The organism is Rubrivivax soli (genome assembly GCF_049810355.1).
In the GTDB taxonomy this organism is placed as follows: Bacteria; Pseudomonadota; Gammaproteobacteria; order Burkholderiales; family Burkholderiaceae_C; genus Rubrivivax.
The window spans coordinates 221,984-241,263 of record NZ_CP187368.1; the positions used below are offsets into that span (position 1 = coordinate 221,984).

Here is a 19,280-nt window from a genome sequence, read left to right on the forward strand (position 1 = left end):
CAATGTGGAGAGAGCTTGAAGAGCCCGTGCCTGCGATGGCCTCGCGGTGGCTGTGCTGCACGGCCGCCGCCGCTTCGTGTACACCCGGCTTCGCCCGACCCGCCCCGCGATGAAACCCAACCTTGCCACCCGACTGTTTGCTGCCGTGCTGGGCGCGGCGGTGGTGGTGGCCGTGGCGATGGGGGTGGGCGCGCATGTCAATCTGAACCGCGACTTCCTGGGCTACCTGAACGAGCAATCCGTGGGGCGCCTCGACCTGGCGGTGCCCAGCGTCACGGCGGGCTACCGGCAGCACGGAGGCTGGGACTTCCTGCGCCAGCGCCCGGACCTGTGGTACCGGCTGCTGCGGCCGCTGCCCGAGGACGCGCAGGTGCCCCTGACCGAGCGTCCGCCGGCCTCGCCGACGCCGGCCGAGCTGACCGGCGCGTCACGCCGCTTCACGCTGCTCGACGCCGAACGCCGCCGCATCGTCGGCTTCGCGAGCCCGGCACCCGACGCCATCGAGCGTGCCATCGTCGTCGACGGCCTCACGGTGGGCTGGCTCGTGCTCACGCCCTTCGAGTCGGTGAGCTCGGGTGCCGAGAAGCGCTTTGCCGATGCGCAGGCGCGCACCGGCTGGGTCGTGGGCGGCGCGGCAGTGCTGCTGGCGGCGGCCGTGGCGTTCTGGGCTTCGCGCCGGCTGCTGCGGCCGGTGCGCCGGGTGGCCGAGGCCACCCACCGGCTGGCGGCCGGCGACCACAGCGCGCGTGTGCCCGAGCCCGGCGGCGACGACGAGATCGGCCGGCTGGCGCGCGACTTCAACCAGCTCGCGCTGACGCTGCAGCGCAACGAAGCCATGCGGCGCGAGTTCATGGCCGACGTGTCGCACGAGCTGCGCACGCCGCTGGGCGTGCTGCACGGCGAGCTGGAGGCGCTGGAAGACGGCGTGCGGCGGCTCGACACGCAGGCGCTGCAGTCGCTGAAGGGCGAGGTGACGACGCTGCACAAGCTGGTCGACGACCTCTACGAGCTGTCGCTCGCCGACGTGGGTGCGCTGTCGTACCGCAAGACCGCGCTCGACCTGCGCGAGATCCTCGACGACACCGCCGGCTCCTTCGGCGAGCGGCTGCGCAGCAGCGGGCTGGCGCTGGAGCTGGATCTGCCCGCCGAGCCACTGCCGGCTTTCGGCGACGCGCGGCGGCTGCGGCAGCTGTTCGCCAACCTGTTCGAGAACAGCTGCCGCTACACCGACCCCGGCGGCGCGCTGCGCCTGCAGGCACGGCGCGAAGGTCGGCAGATGCTGATCGACCTGCACGACAGCGCACCGGGGGTGCGCGACGAGCATCTGCCGCGGCTGTTCGACCGCTTCTTCCGCGTCGAGGGATCGCGCAGCCGGCGCAGCGGCGGCGCCGGGCTGGGCTTGTCGATCTGCCAGCGCATCGTCGAGGCGCACGAGGGCCGCATCCAGGCCGGGCCGTCGCCGCTGGGCGGGCTGTGGCTGCGTGTGGAACTGCCCGCCCGTGGCTGAGACACCGCTGCCGCTGGAGCCCGGGCCGGCGCGGGTGCTGGTGGTCGAGGACGAACCCAAGCTGGCCGCGCTGCTGTCGGACTACCTGCGCGCGGCCGGCCATGTGCCGGAATGCGTGGCCGACGGCCATGCGGCCCTGCAGGCCTGGACCGCGCGCCGCCACGACCTCGTGCTGCTGGACCTGATGCTGCCCGGCCTGGACGGCCTGGGCGTGTGCCGGCAGCTGCGCATGCTGACCAGCGTGCCCATCGTGATGCTGACCGCACGCGCCGACGAGGCCGACCGGCTGGCCGGGCTGGAACTGGGGGCCGACGACTACATCCCGAAGACGCCCTTCAGCCCGCGCGAGGTGATGGCCCGCGTGAAGGCGGTGCTGCGGCGCAGCCGCGCCGCGCTGCACGGGCCGGCGCCGCTGCAGATCGAGGCGCAGGGCTGGCGGGCGTCGTGGCTGGGGCGCGACCTGGACCTGACACCGATCGAGTTCCAACTGCTGCGCGTCCTGGCGGCGCAGCCCGGGCGCGTGTACCCGCGGGCGCAGTTGCTGGAGCACCTGCACGGCGACGCGCGCGCCGCGACGGAGCGCGCGGTCGACAGCCATGTGAAGAACCTGCGCCGCAAGCTGGAGCAGGCGGGCGCGGGCAGCGACCGCATCCGCAGCGTGTACGGCGTGGGCTACCGCTACGACGCCTGAAGGGCAGCCTGCGGGGCGGGCCGTGCCCGGCGCCAGGACAGGAGTGGCGGGCCGGTCGGAATCGTGGCAGGCTCGTGCCATCTGCACTGCCGCGAAGCGAGGCCGACCATGACGCTCCCGAACTCTGGTGTGATGGTGGCCCGCGGTGCCGCGGTCGGCGTGCTCTTGGGGCTGGGTTGCGCGGCAGCGCTGGCAGCCACGACCGTGCCGCCCCCCGCGCCGCACCAGCTGTGGGTGAGCCACCTGCTGGCTGGCTGCCTGGCCGGGTTGGTGGCCTTCGTGGTGTCGCGCTGGTGGGCGCTGGCGGGCATCGTGCTGGTGGCGGCGGTGTGGTACGCGCTGCCGAAGCTCACCGGCCTGACGGTGGCGCCCGAGCTGCTGCAGCAGTACGGCAACACCTACCCGTTCCACCTGCAGGCGTCGGCGTTGTTCGTGCCCCTGATGGTGCTGGCCGCCATCGGCGCCCGCGCCAACATGCGGCTGCCCGGGCCGCAGGCGCAGCTGCAGTAGGCCGGCCGCACCGTCACCGCGCGGGCCTCAGAACCAGAGCCACACGCGCTGCAGCCAGGACGGGATGCGGCTGGTCCTGGGCTGGTGCAGTTGGCGAAAGTCGCTTTTCATCGGGTCCTCCAATCGGATGCAAGACTGTATCTGCATCCAGTACTGGATGCAACAGCAGTCCTTCCGGGGTCACCCGGGGCCGGTGCGGGCCAGTGCCGCCCGGATGCGCTCGACCGTCTGCGCCACGGGCGCGTGGGCCGACACCTCCAGCCCCAACGCGCGGGCGATCTGGTTCACGCGGGCCGGGTTCAGCGGCAGCCCGCCGGCGTCGATGGCACGCACCAGCGCCTGGGCACGCTGGCGGTCGCTCAAGGCGGCGGGCGGTGCCGGCGGCAGCAGGCGCAGTCGCTGCAGCAGTTGCCGCAGCCAGCGCGGGAGGGGGCGGGACATGGACGCGAGCCTACCGCCGCTGGCGGTGGATGGCACGCGCGGTCGACAACGCCAGCACCGGTCGCAAGGCCGCCGGGCTTGGGCTACAGTGCGTCTATGTCGTTGACTTGGCGCGTCCTGCTGGTGTGGCTGATGGCCTGTGCGCTGCCGCTGCAGGGCCTGGCAGCGGTCCGCATGCAGCACTGCGCGCCCAGCCATCCCGCGGTGACGATCCTGCAGACCGTGGCGACACCTGCGCACGCAGCGCGTGCAGACCACGGACCAGGGCAGGGCGGGGGTCACCACGCCGGCGGTCACCACGACAGCGTGCACGACGCGCACCACGCGGCGCCGGACACGGCGCCTGCACACGGGGCGCAGCCCGCGCAAGACGGTGGCACCGGCTCGTGCAGTGCTTGCGCCGCCTGCTGCGCTGCGCTGGCGCTGTTCGCCCAGGTCCCGGGCCTGCCAGCGTCGCCGCCCGACGCGCTGGTCCCCCAGCGTGCGCCGCTGGAATCGGCGTCGTTCTTCAGCGACGGGCTCGACCGGCCACCTCGACTGCCTCGCGCCTGACGGCTTGCGCCGTCTCCACCCGTCGCGCTGCCTGCACTGCAGGTGGCTCGTTCGATGTGCGTTCGCGAGGAATCCATGCTCCGTCACCCCACCACCGCCTTCGGCGTGCTGATCGCCGCCGGGCTCGTCTGCGGCGCCAGCCTGGCTGCCGATGCCCCGCCTGCTGTCGGCACGGCCAGGCCCGATCCGCTCGACGCACGTGCGAGCGTGCCGCCTGTCACGCACGTCTCGCCGTTCCAGCGCTACCGCGGCCACCGCGACGTGCAGGTGGGGTCCTGGAAGGACGCCAACGACACGGTCACGCGCATCGGCGGCTGGCGTGTCTATGCCCGGGAGGCCACCGTCCCCGAGGGCGCGGCGGTGCCGCAGCAACCGCAGCAGCAGACGCCGCGTGCGACCGGCGGCCACCAGCACTGAAGGGGGCGCGATGCGCAACTTCTCCCCTTCGTGGCAGCCTGGGCGCAAGCCGGGCCTGTCCCGCGCAGCGGCAGCTGCGGGAGCGCTGCTGCTGGCCGGCTGCGCGTCGTTCAGCGGCGACGGTGGTTTCGGGCCGGTGGCGCAGACGGCACAGGCCCGTCTGGGCCACGAGGTGGTCTGGACCCGCAGCGACGCCGCGCAAGCCACCGTCGGCCGTCGTGTGGCCGAACTGCTGCAGCAACCGCTGACGCTGGAAGCCGCGGTGCAGCTGGCGCTGCTGAACAACCGCGGCCTGCAGGCCGCCTTCTTCGAGCTCGGCATCGCCGAGGCCGACCTCGTGCAGGCCGGCCGCCTGCCCAATCCCGGTTTCAGCTTCGGGCGCATGACCCAGGGCGATGAGATCGAACTCGAGCGCGGGCTGCACCTCAACCTGGCTCGTCTGCTGGCGATGCCGCTGCTGCAGCAGGTGGAGCAGCGCCGGTTCGGCCAGGTGCAGGCTCGGGCGGCGGCCAGCGTGCTGGACCTGGCTGCACAGACACGCAAGGCCTGGGTGCTGGCCGTGGCCGCCGAGGAGTCGGTGCGCTACAGCACGCAGGTGATGCAGGCGGCCGAGGCCAGCGCGGATCTGGCCCGGCGCATGGCCGAGGTCGGCAACTTCAACAAGCTGCAGCGTGCCCGCGAACAGGGCTTCTATGCCGAGGCGGCCCTGGGTGCCGCGCGTGCCCAGCAAGCCCGGCGCGCGGCGCGCGAGCGGCTGACGCGGCTGCTGGGCCTGTGGGGCTCGCAGACGGACTTCCGCCTGCCGGATCGCCTGCCCGACCTGCCGGAGCGCCCGCGCGACCTGCCCGACGTGGAGCGCCTGGCGATCGAGCAGCGACTGGATGTGCAGGGCGCACGGCTGGCCGTCGCGCAGACCGCCAGCAACCTGGGGCTGACCCGCACGACGCGCTTCGTCAACGTGCTGGAGCTCGGCCTGTCGCGCAACAGCTCGAACGAAGCACCGACGCAGCGTGGGTGGGAGGTCGGCTTCGAGCTGCCGCTGTTCGACTGGGGCGGCGCCCGCGTGGCGCGCGCGGAAAGCGTCTACATGCAGGCGCTGCACGGCGCCGCGCAGACCGCCATCGACGCGCGCTCCGAGGTGCGCGAAGCCTACGGCACCTACCGCAGTGCCTGGGACATCGCACGCCACCACCGCGACGAGATCGTGCCGCTGCGCCAGCGCATCGCCGAGGAGAACGTGCTGCGCTACAACGGCATGCTCATCGGCGTGTTCGAACTGCTGGCCGACGCGCGCGCGCAGATCGCCAGCGTGAACGGCGCGATCGACGCGCTGCGCGACTTCTGGCTGTCCCAGGCCGATCTGGACATGGCCCTGGTGGGCAAGCCCGGCCTCCTGGCGGCGCCCGCCGCCGCCCCTGCCGCCGCGTCGCCTGGCGACGCGGCGGCCCACTGAACCCACGAGGAGCCCCGATGGTTTCCCGACGCAGACTGCTTGGCGGTGCCGGTGCCGTGACGGCCGCCGTGAGCGCCGCCGCCGTGAGCCGGGTGGCGATGGCCGCCTTGCCCGAGCCCGTCATCCAGACCAGGCCCGACACGATGCCACCGCTGGTGCCCGGCACCGGACGGCCGTACAACCCGGTCGTCACGCTCAACGGCTGGACGCTCCCCTGGCGCATGAACAACGGCGTCAAGGAGTTCCACCTGGTGGCCGAGCCCGTGGTGCGTGAGATGGCGCCCGGCTTCAAGGCCCACCTGTGGGGCTACAACGGCCAGAGCCCGGGCCCGACGATCGAGGTGGTCGAGGGCGACCGCGTGCGCATCTTCGTCACCAACAAGCTCGGCGAGCTCACCAGCATCCACTGGCACGGCCAGCGGCTGCCCAACGGCATGGACGGCGTGACCGGCCTGAACCAGCCCGGCATTCCGCCCGGCAAGACCTTCGTCTACGAGTTCGTGGCCCGCCGACCCGGCACCTTCATGTACCACCCGCATGCCGACGAGATGGTGCAGATGGCCATGGGCATGATGGGGTTCTGGGTCACGCATCCGAAGACGAAGCACCCGCTGATCGACGACGTCGACCGCGACTTCTGTTTCCTCCTGAACGCCTACGACATCGACCCCGGCAGCTACACGCCCAAGATCATGACCATGCTCGACTTCAACCTGTGGAGCTGGAACAGCCGGATCTTCCCCGGCATCGACCCGCTGGTGGTGCGTCACATGGACAAGGTGCGCATCCGCGTGGGCAACCTGACGATGACCAACCACCCGATCCATCTGCATGGGCACGAGTTCCTGATCACCGGCACCGACGGTGGGCCGACCCCGAAGAGCGCCCGGCAGTACGAGATCACGGCCGACATCGCGGTGGGGCAGATGCGGCAGATCGACTTTCTCGCCGACGAGGAAGGCGACTGGGCCTTCCACTGCCACAAGAGCCACCACACGATGAACGCGATGGGCCACGGCGTGCCCACGATGATCGGTGTCGACCACTCCGGCGTGGCGCGGCAGATCACCAGGCTGATCCCCGACTACATGGTGATGGGCGAGCGCGGCATGAAGGACATGACCGAGATGGAGATGCCGCTGCCCGACAACACCGCGCCGATGATGGCTGGGCAGGGACCCTTCGGTGCCGTGGGCATGGGCGGCATGTTCAGCGTGGTGAAGGTGCGCAAGGACCAGAAGCGGGGTGACTACGGCGACCCGGGCTGGTACCAGCATCCACCGGGCACCGTGGCCTACGAGTTCACTGGCAGCGTGCCGGACCCCGCACGCTTCAAGGCCGAAGGGCCGGGGTCGATGCCCCTGGCCGCACGCCCTGCGCAGGACGTCGAGGTCCAGGTGCGCAAGCCGGCCGGCCACAAGGGGCACCACTGATGCGGCGCCGCACCGTCCTGTCCGCAGCGGCGCTGGCCGCCTGCACAAGCGCCGTGCACGCGCACGGCCCCGACAGCCATGCCGGCAAGAAGGCGCCCGCCCGGAAGGAACAGAAGCCCTGGGGCATCGCGGGCGACGCCCGGGCCGCCCGGCGCAGCATCGTGGTGTCGATGGGCGACGACATGCGCTTCCGGCCCGATCGCATCGAACTGCGCCAGGGCGAGACGGTGCGCTTCGAGGTGCGCAACACCGGCAAGCTGCTGCACGAGTTCGTCATCGGCACGCGCGAGGAACTCGACGCCCATGCGGCACTGATGCTGAAGTTCCCGAACATGGAACACGACGAGCCATACATGGCGCACGTGGATCCGGGCAAGACCGGCGAGATCGTCTGGAACTTCAACCGCGCCGGCACCTTCGAGTTCGCCTGCCTGATCGCCGGCCACTACCAGGCCGGCATGGTGGGCACGATCGTGGTGCTGGCCGACGCCAGCCCCCGACCAGCCGCACGATGAAAGGAATCGACATGCACACACGCCAATGCACCCGGACACGCCGGCAGCGCCGCCACCTGCTGGCACTGGGACTCGCGACGCTGGCGGCGCCGGTGCGCGCGGCCGCCCCGGTGGCGCCGACGCCGGTGGACGTCTGGAAGAGCCCGACCTGCGGCTGCTGCAAGGACTGGGTGACGCACATGGAAGCGAACGGCTTTCGTGTGCGCGTGCACGACAGCGGCAACACCGCGGTCCGCGAGCGCGTCAAGATCCCGATGCAACTGGGCTCGTGCCACACGGCGCTGGTCGGCGGCTACGCGATCGAGGGCCACGTGCCGGCCAAGGACGTGCTGCGCCTGCTGCGCGAGCGGCCCGACGCCATCGGCCTGGCCGTTCCCGGCATGCCGATCGGCTCGCCGGGCATGGACGGGCCGGAGTACGGGCCGCGTCGCGATGCCTACGACGTGCTGCTCGTCGTCCGCGGCGGCCCCCCGCGCGTTTTCACCTCGTACCGTTGAAATCAGGAGACCCGACCATGCGACGCACCCTTCCGACCCTGCTGCTGAGCGCCCTGCTGGCGCTGCCCGCACTGGCACAGACGAAGTCCGACATGACCGACGGCGAAGTGCGCAAGATCGACAAGGACGCCGCCAAGGTGACGCTGCGCCATGGCGAGATCAAGTCGCTCGACATGCCGCCGATGACCATGGTCTTCCACGTGAAGGAGCGTGCACTGCTCGACCGGCTGAAGGCTGGCGACAAGGTGCGCTTCGCTGCCGTCCACGAGGGCGGCAAGTACACGGTCACGGAGATCCAGGTCGTGCCGTGATCGCGGGGGCAGGGGAGCCGGGCTCGCCGGTCTGCCCTTGATCCGTCAGTCTGCCGCTTGTCGCAGGGCGTCGGCAGGCTCGACGGCCTGCGGCGCCTGCACAGGCTGGATGTTCTGGGCCAGGTTGCCCTTGGGTCCCTGCACGAGCTCGTACGTGACCCGGCCACCTTGCTTCAGCGTGCGGAAGCCGTCCATCTGCACGGCCGAGAAGTGCGCAAAGACGTCGGGGCCCCCATCCTCGGGCTCGATGAAGCCGAAACCCTTCGCATCGTTGAACCACTTAACTGTGCCGAACGCCATGGCGGACCTCTGAACTGCTAACTGGCAAATTCTCTCCTCCGACCTTGAAATTTGTCAACAATGCGTCGGGCTGCAGCGGGGTTCCGCATTCGACAAACTTTCGTCAATCGGCGGCGCATCGGGGGCGAGTCTCCGCCGCTGCCCGGCCGGGCAGCGACGGGAAGTCGCGCCAAATGCAGCAACATGCACACCAGCAAGGGATCGTTCGGCGCGGCCGGAGCAAAGACCGACAAGGTGAATAGAATGGGCTATGCCCGAGGAGCCGCCATCCCCCGCCCCACCCAAGCCACCGGCCGCGCCGGCCCGCGAAGGCGGGCAGGGTGCGGTCGTCGCGGAGCGACAGGCAGCGAAGACCAAGCCGCCCAGCCTGTACCAGGTGGTGATGCTCAACGACGACTACACCCCCATGGAGTTCGTCGTGATGGTGCTGCAGCACTACTTTCAGCGTGATCTGGAAACGGCCACGCACATCATGCTGAAGATCCACCACGAAGGACGCGCCGTCTGCGGCGTGTACCCGAAAGACGTTGCCGCGACCAAGGTCGAACTCGTGCTTGCCGCGGCCCGCCGCGACGGGCACCCGCTACAGTGCATTATGGAGGCCGCATGATTGCGCAAGAACTGGAAGTCAGCCTGCACATGGCGTTCGTCGAAGCGCGCCAGCAGCGGCACGAATTCATCACCGTCGAGCACCTGCTGATGGCGCTGCTGGACAACCCCAGCGCCGCCGAGGTGCTGCGTGCCTGCGCCGCCAACATCGAGGACCTGCGCAAGAGCCTGGCCACCTTCATCAAGGAAAATACGCCCACGGTGGGTGGCAGCGAAGAGGTCGACACGCAGCCGACGCTGGGCTTCCAGCGCGTGATCCAGCGCGCCATCATGCACGTGCAGAGCACGGGCAGCGGCAAGAAGGAAGTCACCGGCGCCAACGTGCTGGTGGCCATCTTCGGCGAGAAGGACTCGCATGCCGTCTACTACCTGCACCAGCAGGGCGTGACGCGGCTGGACGTCGTGAACTTCATCGCGCACGGCATCAAGAAGAGCGACCCGCCCGAGCCGCAGAAGTCCAGCGAGAGCAGCGGTAACGAGGGCGAGAAGGAAGACGGTGCCGGCGGCGAGGGCAAGGGTTCCCCGCTCGACCAGTTCACGCAGAACCTGAACGTGCAGGCGCTGGCCGGCAAGATCGACCCGCTGATCGGGCGCGAGCACGAGGTCGAGCGCGTCATCCAGATCCTGTGCCGCCGCCGCAAGAACAACCCGCTGCTGGTGGGCGAAGCCGGCGTGGGCAAGACCGCCATCGCCGAAGGTCTGGCCTGGCGCATCACCGAGAAGGATGTGCCGGAAGTGCTGGCCGACGCCACCGTGTACAGCCTGGACATGGGCGCGCTGCTCGCCGGCACCAAGTACCGGGGCGACTTCGAGCAACGCCTGAAGGGTGTGCTGAAGCAGCTGAAGGACCAGCCGAACGCGATCCTCTTCATCGACGAGATCCACACGCTGATCGGCGCGGGTGCCGCGTCGGGCGGCACGCTGGACGCCAGCAACCTGCTCAAGCCGGCCCTTAGCAGCGGCGCGATGAAATGCATCGGCGCCACCACCTTCAGCGAATACCGCGGCATCTTCGAGAAGGACGCGGCGCTGTCGCGGCGCTTCCAGAAGGTCGACGTGGTCGAGCCGTCGGTCGAGCAGACGGTCGAGATCCTGAAGGGCCTGAAGAGCCGCTTCGAGGACCACCACAACGTGAAGTACGCCCTGACGGCGCTGCAGGCCGCCGCCGAGCTGTCGGCGAAGTACATCAACGACCGCCATCTGCCCGACAAGGCCATCGACGTCATCGACGAGGCCGGCGCGGCGCAACGCATCCTGCCCACGAGCAAGCGCAAGAAGACCATCACGCGCAACGAGGTCGAGGAGATCGTCGCGAAGATCGCGCGCATTCCGCCGGCCTCGGTCAGCAGCGACGACCGCGACAAGCTCAAGACGCTGGAGCGTGACCTGAAGAGCGTGGTCTTCGGCCAGGAGCCGGCGATCGAGGCGCTGGCCGCCGCCATCAAGATGGCGCGCAGCGGCCTGGGCAAGCCGGAGAAGCCGATCGGCAGCTTCCTGTTCAGCGGCCCCACCGGCGTCGGCAAGACCGAAGTCGCGAAGCAGCTGGCCTACATCCTGGGCATCGAGCTGATCCGCTTCGACATGTCCGAGTACATGGAGCGCCACGCCGTGAGCCGGCTGATCGGCGCGCCTCCGGGTTACGTGGGTTTCGACCAGGGCGGCCTGCTGACGGAGGCCATCACCAAGAAGCCGCACGCCGTGCTGCTGCTCGACGAGATCGAGAAGGCGCACCCCGATGTCTTCAACGTGCTGTTGCAGGTGATGGACCACGGCACGTTGACCGACAACAACGGGCGCAAGGCCGATTTCCGCAGCGTCATCATCGTGATGACGACGAACGCCGGCGCCGAGACGATGAACAAGTCGACGATCGGCTTCACCAACTCGCGCCAGCAAGGCGACGAGATGGGCGACATCAAGCGACTGTTCACGCCCGAGTTCCGCAATCGGCTGGATGCGATCGTGTCGTTCCGTGCGCTCGATGAGGAAATCATCATGCGCGTGGTCGACAAGTTCCTGCTGCAACTGGAAAGCCAGCTGGCCGAGAAGAAGGTCGAGGTGACCTTCAGCGACAACCTGCGCAAGCACCTGGCGAAGAAGGGCTTCGACCCGCTGATGGGCGCGCGCCCGATGCAGCGTCTGATCCAGGACATGATCCGCCGTGCGCTGGCCGACGAGCTGCTCTTCGGTCGCCTCGTCGACGGCGGGCGCCTCACGGTGGACCTGGACGACAAGGACGAGGTCACGCTGGACATCCAGCCGCCGCGCAAGAGCGACAAGCCCAAGGCCGAGACGACGGCCGTCTAGGGTCGACCCGGCGGTTGCGCCGCGGCAGGGTCCTGCCGGTAGAAGCCACACAACACCTCGTGCATCACGGGGTGTTGTTCCTTGAAGGGCCGGGCATTGACGAAGAAGGCTTCGCTGGAGACGGCGAAGAATTCCTCAGGTGCCTCGGCCCCGTACGGATCGAGCTGCAGTTCCGCGCCCGCATCCACGCGTGCCGCGAAGGCTGCGTGCTGCTCATGCACCACGGCGTTGCCGGCCGAGAAGCCTTGCGCCATGTCGAGCACATGGGCGAATTCGTGGATGACCACGTTGTAGCCATCGGCTGCGCTGCGGCCGGCGCCTCGCACGTCGCGCCAGGACAGCATCACTGGGCCCCCCTCCATCGCTTCGCCGGCCAGTTCCTCGTCGTACTCGTGCACGATGCCGTCGTCGCCCACGACGCTGCGGCGCGCGACCACGGCGTCGGGGTGCAGCACGATGCCGACGAAGCCCGCGTAGGCGTCCAGCCCCAGCCGCAGCACGGGCAGGCAGGCCTGCGCCGCCACGGCCACGGCGACGTCGTCGGTCAGGCGCACGCCTGGTGCGGCGTCGAATTCCTTGCGATCCAGGAAGAGGCTGCTCATGCGTCGCAGCAGGGCCTGCTCGGCCGGGTCGCTGCGCTGCAGGAAGGGGTAGCGGACCAGGGTGCGCTTCCACAGGTCGTCGCGGATCGGGCGACGCGCCACGGCGGCGTCGTCGCGCCACTGCTGCCAGCGCGACACCCAGTGCGCCACCGGGCGCCACACCGTCGCCGCCGGCTTCACGCCGGTCCCGTGGCGCCGGTCGGCTGCAGCCGGACGAAGCCGTCGCGGCTCAGGCGCAGCACTTGCGCGCGCGGCCGTTCTGCGTCGTCGAGATCCCAGTCGCTCAGCACATGGCGCTTGAAGCCCGGAGCGAGGTCCTGGCTGCCAGGCCGGTGCGTGTGGCCGTGCACCATCTCCGACGCTCCCAGCGCATGCAGCCAGGCAACGGCGGTGCCGGCGTCGATGTCGGCGTCCACGCGTCCGTCGAAGCTGTGCCGCTGCTGGCTCTGGCGCCGGATGTCGGCGGCGATGGCCAGCCGCTCTGCCAGCGGGCGGGCCAGGAAATCTTGCTGCCAGTGGTCGCTGCGCACCTCGCGGCGGAAGCTCTGGTAGGCGGTGTCCTCCAGGCACAGCGCGTCGCCGTGCGTCAGCAGCACCGGGCGGCCCCAGGCGGTCAGCAGCGTCGGGTCGGGCAGCGCCATCGCGCCGCAGGCCCGCAGCATCTGCGCGCCCAGCAGGAAGTCGCGGTTGCCCACCATCACGGCCAAGGTGCGCCGGCTGGCCGCTTCGGCCATCACGTCCACGCAGTGGCGTTCGAACGGGAGCTGGCGGGCGTCGTCGCCGACCCACACCTCGAACACATCGCCCAGCATGAACACGGCGTCGGCCGGCGTGTTGCGCAGGTGCTGCGCCCACGCCTCCACCGTGTGCGGCAGCGCCGCCGACAGGTGCATGTCGGAGATGAAGTCGATGCTGCGCCAACCCTTGGGCGCCGCCAGTTCGTAGAACACCGGCAGCGCCACGGCGGACGTGTCGCTGCCGGGTTGCATCAGGCCACCTCGGTGACCTTGCGGATGGTCACGTCCTCGACCGGCACGTCGTCATGGAAACCCTTGCGGCCTGTCGCGACCTTCTCGATGCTGTCGACGACGTCCATGCCTTCGACGACCCGGCCGAACACCGCGTAGCCCCAGCCCTGGGCATTCTCGGCGCGGAAGTCCAGGAAGTCGTTGTCGGTGGCGTTGATGAAGAACTGCGCCGTGGCCGAGTGCGGATCGGACGTGCGTGCCATCGCCAGCGTGTAGCGCTTGTTCTTCAGGCCGTTGTTGGCCTCGTTCTTGATCGGCGCGCCGGTGGGCTTCTGCTTCATGCCGGGCTCGAAGCCGCCGCCCTGGATCATGAAGCCCTTGATGACGCGGTGGAAGACGGTGCCGTCGTAGTGGCCGGCCTGCGCGTACTGCAGGAAGTTGGCCACCGACAGCGGCGCGCGCTCGTCGTCGAGTTCGATGCGGACCGTGCCCGCGCTGGTGTCCATCTGAACGAACTTGCTCATCTCTACTTCTCCAGGGTGGCCTTCTTGATGAGGACCGGGGTTTCGGGCACGTTCTGGTGCGGCCCGGCGGACTTGGTGGGCACGAGCTTGATCTTGTCGACCACGTCCATGCCCGCGACGACCTTGCCGAACACGGCGTAGCCGTTGCCGTCGCGCGCGTTGGGCTGGTCCAGGAACGGGTTGTCGCCGACGTTGATGAAGAACTGCGCCGTGGCCGAGTTCGGATCCATCGTGCGTGCCATGGCCACGGCACCACGCACGTTGCTCAGGCCATTGCGGCTCTCCAGGGGAATCGGCGCACGCGTCGGCTTCTCGCCCATGTCAGGCTTCATGCCGCCGCCCTGGATCATGAACGTGGGAATCACGCGGTGGAAGATCGTTCCGTCGTAATGGCCGGCCTGCACGTACTGCAGGAAGTTGTCGACGGTCTTCGGCGCCTTCTCGCGGTCGAGTTCGAGCACGATGTCGCCGGCACTCGTGGCCAGGCGCACCTTGTCGGCGTGTGCGGGCAGCGCCATGACAGCGCCCACGACGAGGGCCAGCAGCGGCAGGGGATTCTTCAAGCGCTTCTCTCCAGTGGATGGCTGCGGGAAATCCGGGAGTCTAGCGACTGGCGGCGGCCAGCTCGCGGGCCACCTGCAGCTTGCGTTGCAGCGCGGCGTCGGCCGGCAGCTGCTGCGCAGCCGTCTCCCAGGCCTGCAGCGCCAGCCGCAGGTGGATGTCGCCCAGATTGCGGCGCGCGACGGCGTGCCCGGGGTCGTTGCGCAACGCGGTTTCCAGCGCCTGCCGTGCCGCATCGATGCGGCCCGCGCGGGCGTGCAGGAGCGCCATGTTGTTGAAGGGCTCCGGCAGCTCGGGGTAGTCCTCGCTCAACCGCAGGAACACCGCCATCGCGGCGTCGTCGCGCTGCGCGTCGAGCAACAGCACGCCGTGCAGGAAGCGCAGCCGGGTGTTGCGCGGTTCGGCGGCCACGGCGCGCTCGGCGCGTTCCAGCGCGGCGGCGGTGTCACCGCTGCGCTGCAGCTGCCGCACCGCGGCCACTTCGTCGGCACGGACCGCGGCCCCGCCGATGGCCAGCAGGGCCGCCATTGCAAGACCCAGGCTGCGGGCGGGCAAGACCCGCAAGGCGATCGGAAAGCGGCGGGGCATCGGGTGGGGGAGGCGGACAGAGCAGGGCAGCCAGAGGGGGCGGAAGGCGGCAAAACCACACCGCTATACTGGTCGATTCTATCGGCGCGCCCCACGAAGAACGCCTTTCGCCGCATGACCCTCCGCATCCACAACACCCTGACGCGCCGGCTCGAGACCTTCACGCCCCTCACGCCGGGCGAGGTGCGCATGTATGTGTGCGGCATCACGGTCTACGACCTGTGCCACATGGGCCATGCGCGCATGAACCTGGCGTTCGACGTGGTCTACCGCTGGCTGCGCGCCAGCGGCTACCGCGTCACCTACGTGCGCAACATCACCGACATCGACGACAAGATCATCCGGCGCGCGCTGGAGCGCGGCATGTCGATCCGCGCACTCACCGACGAGATGATCGCGGCCATGCACCGCGACTTCGCGGCGCTGCGCCTCGATCCCCCGAGCGCCGAACCCCGCGCCACCGAGTACGTGCCGCAGATGCTGTCCATCATCGGGCAGCTGCAGGCCAAGGGCCTGGCCTACCAGGCCGAGGGCGGCGACGTCAACTTCGCGGTGCGCCGCTTCCCCGGATACGGCAAGCTGTCGGGCAAGAGCCTGGACGAACTGCGCGCAGGCGAGCGCGTGGCGGTGCTCGGCGACAAGGACGATCCGCTGGACTTCGTGCTGTGGAAGTCGGCCAAGGTCGACGAGCCCGACGACGCCAAGTGGCCCAGCGCCTACGGGCCGGGCCGGCCGGGCTGGCACATCGAGTGCTCGGCGATGAGCTGCGCCCTGCTGGGCGAGCACTTCGACATCCACGGCGGCGGCATGGACCTGCAGTTCCCGCACCACGAGAACGAGATCGCGCAGAGCGAGGGCGCGCTCGGCCATCCGTTCGTCAACTACTGGCTGCACAACGGTTTCCTCAACGTCGACAACGAGAAGATGTCCAAGAGCCTGGGCAACTTCTTCACCATCGCCGACGTGCTGCAGAAGTTCGATGGCGAGACCATCCGCTTCTTCATGCTGCGCACGCACTACCGCAGCCCGTTCAACTTCGCCGACGCCCTGCTCGACGAGGCACGCACGGCGCTGAAGCGGCTCTACACCGCGCTGGACGCCGTGCCCGCCGAGGCCGGCGCCATCGATTGGTCCGCACCGCACGCCGCCGCCTTCAAGGCAGCGATGGACGACGACTTCAACACGCCTGGCGCCCTGGCCGTGCTGTTCGAACTGGCCGGCGAGCTCAACCGCACGCACGACGCCGGCACGGCGGCGTTGCTGAAGTCGCTGGCGGGCGTGCTGGGCATCCTGCAGCAACCGCCGCGCGACTACCTGCAGGGCGGCAGCGGCCTGGACGAAGCAGCCATCCAGCAGCGCATCGACGCACGCGCCGCGGCCAAGCGCGCGCGCGACTTCGCGGAGTCGGATCGCATCCGCGACGAGCTGCTGGCGCAAGGCGTCGTGTTGAAGGACACGGCGCAGGGCACCACCTGGGTCAAGGCCTGATGCCGAAGGCGCTGGTTGCACAGGCCGCCGAGGCGGCCTCCGCAGTCTCCGCTGTGCCGGACGTGACCCCGGCGTACTGGGACGACGCCTGCCGCCACCTGTCGCGCCGCGACCGGGTGATGAAGAAGCTGATCCCGAAGTTCGGCGAAGCGCGCCTGCGCAGCCGCGGGGATGCCTTCACCACGCTGGCGCGCTCCATCGTCGGGCAGCAGATCTCGGTGAAGGCCGCGCAGTCGGTCTGGGACCGCTTCGCAGCCACGGTCGGCGGCCCGGCCACGCACCTGCCGCCGCCCGCGGTGCGGTTGTTGCCTGTCGAGACCCTCCGCGCCGCCGGGCTGTCGGCGCGCAAGTCCGAATACCTGCTGGACCTGGCGCGCCACTTCGACGAGGGCAACGTGCACGTCGGCCAGTGGCAGGAGATGGACGACGAGGCCATCATCGCGGAACTGATCGCCATCCGTGGCATCGGCCGCTGGACGGCCGAGATGTTCCTCATCTTCCACCTGATGCGTCCGAACGTGATGCCGCTGGACGACCTGGGCCTGATCAAGGGCATCAGCGTCAACTACTTCAGCGGCGAGCCGGTGTCGCGGGCCGAAGCCCGCGAAGTCGGCGAGGCGTGGGCGCCGTTCCGTTCGGTGGCCACTTGGTATATTTGGCGCAGCCTCGACCCGCTGCCCGTGGAGTACTGATGTCAAAGCGTCATTTCCTGGACTTCGAGCAACCGATCGCCGAGCTCGAAAGCAAGATCGACGAACTGCGCTACGTGCAGAACGAATCGGCGGTCGACATCTCCGACGAGATCCAGCGGCTGGCCGGCAAGAGCACCCAGCTCACGAAGGACATCTACTCCAGCCTCACGCCCTGGCAGGTCACGCAGATCGCGCGCCACCCGCAGCGGCCGTACACGCTGGACTACGTGGGCGAGATCTTCACCGACTTCCAGGAACTGCACGGCGATCGGCATTACGCCGACGACCTGTCCATCGTGGGCGGCCTGGCGCGGTTCAATGGCAACGCCTGCGTGGTGCTCGGCCACCAGAAGGGCCGCGACACCAAGGAGCGCACCGCGCGCAACTTCGGCATGAGCCGCCCCGAGGGCTACCGCAAGGCGCTGCGGCTGATGAAGCTGGCCGAGAAGTTCGGCCTGCCGGTCTTCACCTTCGTCGACACGCCGGGCGCCTATCCCGGCATCGGCGCCGAGGAGCGCGGACAGTCGGAAGCCATCGGTCGCAACATCTTCGAGATGGCGCAGCTGGAAGTGCCCATCATCACCACCATCATCGGCGAGGGCGGCTCGGGCGGCGCGCTGGCCATCAGCGTGGCCGACCAGGTGCTGATGCTGCAGTTCTCGGTGTACTCGGTGATCTCGCCCGAGGGCTGCGCGTCCATTCTGTGGAAGACCGCCGAGCGCGCCAGCGATGCCGCCGAGGCGCTGGGCATCACCGCGCACCGGTTGAAGGCGCTGGGCGTGATCGACAAGATCGTCAACGAACCCGTGGGTGGCGCGCACCGCGACACCAAGTGGATGGCCGCCCAGCTCAAGCGGGCGCTGAACGACGCCTTGCGCCAGGTCACCGACCTGAAGACGAAGGACCTGCTGCAGCGCCGCTACGAGCGCCTGCAGTCCTACGGCCGCTACGGCGACACCACGGAGCGGTGAGCCCGCGGTGAACGCGCGCGCGGTGGCGGTGGCCGTCAGCGGCGGCCGCGATTCCACCGCGCTGCTGCACGCCGCGGCGCGCGCTGCAGGCCCGCTCGGCGTGCAGGTGCATGCCCTGCATGTGCATCACGGCCTGGCGCCGCAGGCCGACGCCTGGTTGCTGCACGTGCAGCACCAGTGTCGCCGCTGGGCCGCCCGGGGACTGCCCGTGGTGTTCCACGCCACCCGCCTGCAGGGCCAGCCCGCCCGTGGCGACAGCATCGAGGCCTGGGCGCGGCGCGAACGCTACAAGGCGCTGGCCGCGATGGCCCGCACCGCCGGCTGCGGCCTCGTGCTGCTCGCGCACCACCGCCGGGACCAGGCCGAGACCTTGCTGCTGCAGGCGCTGCGTGGCGGCGGTCCCGCAGGCCTGGCGGCCATGCCGGCTCTTGCCGAGCGGGCCGGCATCACCTGGGCGCGGCCCTGGCTGGAACGGCCGCGCGAGGCCATCGAGGCCTACGTGCGCCGCCACCGTCTCGCATTCGTCGACGACGCCAGCAACGCCGACCCGCGCTTTGCCCGCAACCGCCTGCGCCTGCACGTCTGGCCCGCGCTGCAGCAGGCGTTCCCCGATGCCGAAGCGCAGCTGCAGGCCGCGGCACGGCGCGCGCAGGAAGCCGCTGCCGGCCTGCACGCGCTGGCGGTGGCCGACCTGGCACCGCTGCTGCATCCCGACGGCGCGCTGCGCTGCGCGCCCTGGCGGCTGCTGGCCGCGCCGCGGCGCCGGCTGGTGCTGCGCCAGTGGCTGCAGCAGCAGGTGCCGGGCGGTGTGCCGGAGTCGCTGGTCGAGCGCCTCGCCGACGAGCTGCCGCGCGCGCGCAGCGCACGCTGGCCGGCGCCGCAGGCTGAACTGCGGCTGCACGACGGGCTGCTGCGTCTGCACCCGCTGGTGGCCCCCGCCCCACCACCCACACCGTCGGAGCCTGCACGCTCGCTGGCGCTGCAGCGGCCGGGTGTGCATCGCGCCGCTGGCTGGGGCGGCCGATTCGTCGTCACAGCCGCCGACCACGGCGGCATCGAGCCTTCGCGCTTGCGCAAGCCGAGCCTGCGCCAGCGCGAAGGCGGCGAGCAGTTCCTGGCCCATCCGGGTGGGGTGCCGCGCAGCCTGAAGAAGCAGTACCAGGCGGCCCGTGTGCCTGCGTGGCACCGCGGCGGCCCGCTGCTGTTCGACGGCGACACACTGGTCTTCGTCCCCGGGCTCGGCATCGACGCGCGCTGCATCGCGCCGCCCGGCGTGCGCCAGCTGCAGTTGCAATGGCTGCCGGATGGCGCCGAGGACGCAGCACCCGCGGGCTAAAATCAAG

23 protein-coding genes are annotated in these 19,280 nt (G+C 70.1%); 16 read left to right on the forward strand and 7 right to left on the reverse strand.

From position 1 onward, the window contains the following. Nucleotides 1-109: 109 nt before the first annotated feature. From ACPOLB_RS00975 to ACPOLB_RS00985, 3 genes are all read left to right on the forward strand, one after another. Nucleotides 110-1,507, forward strand: a complete 1,398-nt coding sequence (locus ACPOLB_RS00975; RefSeq protein ID WP_425259428.1) for an ATP-binding protein — start codon at nucleotides 110-112, stop codon at nucleotides 1,505-1,507. Next, nucleotides 1,500-2,198 (forward strand): response regulator, encoded by a 699-nt coding sequence (locus ACPOLB_RS00980; RefSeq protein WP_425259430.1) that lies wholly within the window; start codon nucleotides 1,500-1,502, stop codon nucleotides 2,196-2,198. The genes ACPOLB_RS00975 and ACPOLB_RS00980 overlap by 8 nt, the downstream gene beginning before the upstream one ends. Nucleotides 2,199-2,306: 108 nt before the next feature. Continuing rightward, nucleotides 2,307-2,708, forward strand: coding sequence for a hypothetical protein (locus ACPOLB_RS00985; RefSeq protein ID WP_425259431.1), 402 nt, complete (start codon nucleotides 2,307-2,309; stop codon nucleotides 2,706-2,708). A gap of 180 nt (nucleotides 2,709-2,888) precedes the next feature. Here the strand turns inward: ACPOLB_RS00985 and ACPOLB_RS00990 are convergent, their stop codons facing one another. Beyond that, nucleotides 2,889-3,149, reverse strand: coding sequence for a hypothetical protein (locus ACPOLB_RS00990; protein ID WP_425259432.1), 261 nt, complete (start codon nucleotides 3,147-3,149; stop codon nucleotides 2,889-2,891). 96 nt (nucleotides 3,150-3,245) lie between these two features. Between ACPOLB_RS00990 and ACPOLB_RS00995 the strand changes: the two genes are divergently transcribed. The 7 genes from ACPOLB_RS00995 to ACPOLB_RS01025 all read left to right on the forward strand — a co-directional run bounded on the left by ACPOLB_RS00995 (nucleotide 3,246) and on the right by ACPOLB_RS01025 (nucleotide 8,327). After that, complete coding sequence (locus tag ACPOLB_RS00995) at nucleotides 3,246-3,701, forward strand: hypothetical protein (RefSeq protein ID WP_425259433.1); 456 nt, start codon at nucleotides 3,246-3,248, stop codon at nucleotides 3,699-3,701. 75 nt (nucleotides 3,702-3,776) lie between these two features. Then, nucleotides 3,777-4,118, forward strand: a complete 342-nt coding sequence (locus ACPOLB_RS01000; RefSeq protein WP_425259434.1) for a hypothetical protein — start codon at nucleotides 3,777-3,779, stop codon at nucleotides 4,116-4,118. Between the two features lie 10 nt (nucleotides 4,119-4,128). Next, a complete protein-coding gene (locus ACPOLB_RS01005; RefSeq protein ID WP_425259435.1) occupies nucleotides 4,129-5,571 on the forward strand; it encodes a TolC family protein in 1,443 nt (480 codons plus the stop codon). A 17-nt stretch (nucleotides 5,572-5,588) separates the two neighbouring features. Further along, nucleotides 5,589-7,004: a multicopper oxidase family protein gene (locus ACPOLB_RS01010; RefSeq protein WP_425259436.1), complete on the forward strand. Its 1,416-nt coding sequence runs from the start codon at nucleotides 5,589-5,591 to the stop codon at nucleotides 7,002-7,004. Further along, nucleotides 7,004-7,519, forward strand: a complete 516-nt coding sequence (locus ACPOLB_RS01015) for a cupredoxin domain-containing protein (RefSeq protein ID WP_425259437.1) — start codon at nucleotides 7,004-7,006, stop codon at nucleotides 7,517-7,519. Before ACPOLB_RS01010 ends, ACPOLB_RS01015 begins: the two co-directional genes overlap by 1 nt. A gap of 11 nt (nucleotides 7,520-7,530) precedes the next feature. Beyond that, entirely contained in the window at nucleotides 7,531-8,016 is a 486-nt protein-coding gene (locus ACPOLB_RS01020; RefSeq protein WP_425259438.1) for a DUF411 domain-containing protein, read from the forward strand. A 17-nt stretch (nucleotides 8,017-8,033) separates the two neighbouring features. Continuing rightward, a complete protein-coding gene (locus ACPOLB_RS01025) occupies nucleotides 8,034-8,327 on the forward strand; it encodes a copper-binding protein (protein WP_425259439.1) in 294 nt (97 codons plus the stop codon). A gap of 45 nt (nucleotides 8,328-8,372) precedes the next feature. Here ACPOLB_RS01025 and ACPOLB_RS01030 read toward each other — a convergent pair whose 3' ends face one another. Then, nucleotides 8,373-8,627 carry a cold-shock protein gene (locus ACPOLB_RS01030; protein WP_425259440.1) on the reverse strand — a complete coding sequence of 85 codons (255 nt, stop codon included), beginning with the start codon at nucleotides 8,625-8,627 and terminating at the stop codon, nucleotides 8,373-8,375. A 250-nt stretch (nucleotides 8,628-8,877) separates the two neighbouring features. Here ACPOLB_RS01030 and clpS point away from each other — a divergent pair, with 250 nt between their 5' ends. After that, nucleotides 8,878-9,237 carry an ATP-dependent Clp protease adapter ClpS gene (gene clpS, locus ACPOLB_RS01035; RefSeq protein ID WP_425259441.1) on the forward strand — a complete coding sequence of 120 codons (360 nt, stop codon included), beginning with the start codon at nucleotides 8,878-8,880 and terminating at the stop codon, nucleotides 9,235-9,237. After that, complete coding sequence (clpA, locus tag ACPOLB_RS01040) at nucleotides 9,234-11,543, forward strand: ATP-dependent Clp protease ATP-binding subunit ClpA (protein ID WP_425259442.1); 2,310 nt, start codon at nucleotides 9,234-9,236, stop codon at nucleotides 11,541-11,543. The genes clpS and clpA overlap by 4 nt, the downstream gene beginning before the upstream one ends. Here the strand turns inward: clpA and ACPOLB_RS01045 are convergent. From ACPOLB_RS01045 to ACPOLB_RS01065, 5 genes are all read right to left on the reverse strand, one after another. Next, nucleotides 11,540-12,325, reverse strand: a complete 786-nt coding sequence (locus tag ACPOLB_RS01045; protein ID WP_425259443.1) for a zinc-dependent peptidase — start codon at nucleotides 12,323-12,325, stop codon at nucleotides 11,540-11,542. The genes clpA and ACPOLB_RS01045 overlap by 4 nt on opposite strands. Beyond that, complete coding sequence (locus ACPOLB_RS01050) at nucleotides 12,322-13,134, reverse strand: UDP-2,3-diacylglucosamine diphosphatase (RefSeq protein ID WP_425259444.1); 813 nt, start codon at nucleotides 13,132-13,134, stop codon at nucleotides 12,322-12,324. Before ACPOLB_RS01050 ends, ACPOLB_RS01045 begins: the two co-directional genes overlap by 4 nt. Continuing rightward, nucleotides 13,134-13,637, reverse strand: coding sequence for a peptidylprolyl isomerase (locus ACPOLB_RS01055; RefSeq protein ID WP_425259445.1), 504 nt, complete (start codon nucleotides 13,635-13,637; stop codon nucleotides 13,134-13,136). Before ACPOLB_RS01055 ends, ACPOLB_RS01050 begins: the two co-directional genes overlap by 1 nt. A gap of 2 nt (nucleotides 13,638-13,639) precedes the next feature. After that, on the reverse strand, nucleotides 13,640-14,155 hold the full coding sequence (locus tag ACPOLB_RS01060; protein ID WP_425261991.1) for a peptidylprolyl isomerase: 516 nt from the start codon (nucleotides 14,153-14,155) through the stop codon (nucleotides 13,640-13,642). Between the two features lie 85 nt (nucleotides 14,156-14,240). Continuing rightward, a complete protein-coding gene (locus ACPOLB_RS01065) occupies nucleotides 14,241-14,726 on the reverse strand; it encodes a tetratricopeptide repeat protein (RefSeq protein WP_425259446.1) in 486 nt (161 codons plus the stop codon). Nucleotides 14,727-14,900: 174 nt separating this feature from the next. Between ACPOLB_RS01065 and cysS the strand changes: the two genes are divergently transcribed. The 4 genes from cysS to tilS are packed head-to-tail and all read left to right on the forward strand — an operon-like array spanning nucleotide 14,901 to nucleotide 19,273. Further along, nucleotides 14,901-16,274, forward strand: coding sequence for a cysteine--tRNA ligase (gene cysS, locus ACPOLB_RS01070; protein WP_425259447.1), 1,374 nt, complete (start codon nucleotides 14,901-14,903; stop codon nucleotides 16,272-16,274). Beyond that, complete coding sequence (locus ACPOLB_RS01075; RefSeq protein WP_425259448.1) at nucleotides 16,274-16,966, forward strand: DNA-3-methyladenine glycosylase family protein; 693 nt, start codon at nucleotides 16,274-16,276, stop codon at nucleotides 16,964-16,966. Before cysS ends, ACPOLB_RS01075 begins: the two co-directional genes overlap by 1 nt. Then, nucleotides 16,966-17,937: an acetyl-CoA carboxylase carboxyltransferase subunit alpha gene (locus ACPOLB_RS01080; protein ID WP_425259449.1), complete on the forward strand. Its 972-nt coding sequence runs from the start codon at nucleotides 16,966-16,968 to the stop codon at nucleotides 17,935-17,937. The genes ACPOLB_RS01075 and ACPOLB_RS01080 overlap by 1 nt, the downstream gene beginning before the upstream one ends. A gap of 7 nt (nucleotides 17,938-17,944) precedes the next feature. Continuing rightward, on the forward strand, nucleotides 17,945-19,273 hold the full coding sequence (tilS, locus tag ACPOLB_RS01085; protein ID WP_425259450.1) for a tRNA lysidine(34) synthetase TilS: 1,329 nt from the start codon (nucleotides 17,945-17,947) through the stop codon (nucleotides 19,271-19,273). Nucleotides 19,274-19,280 lie beyond the last annotated feature (7 nt).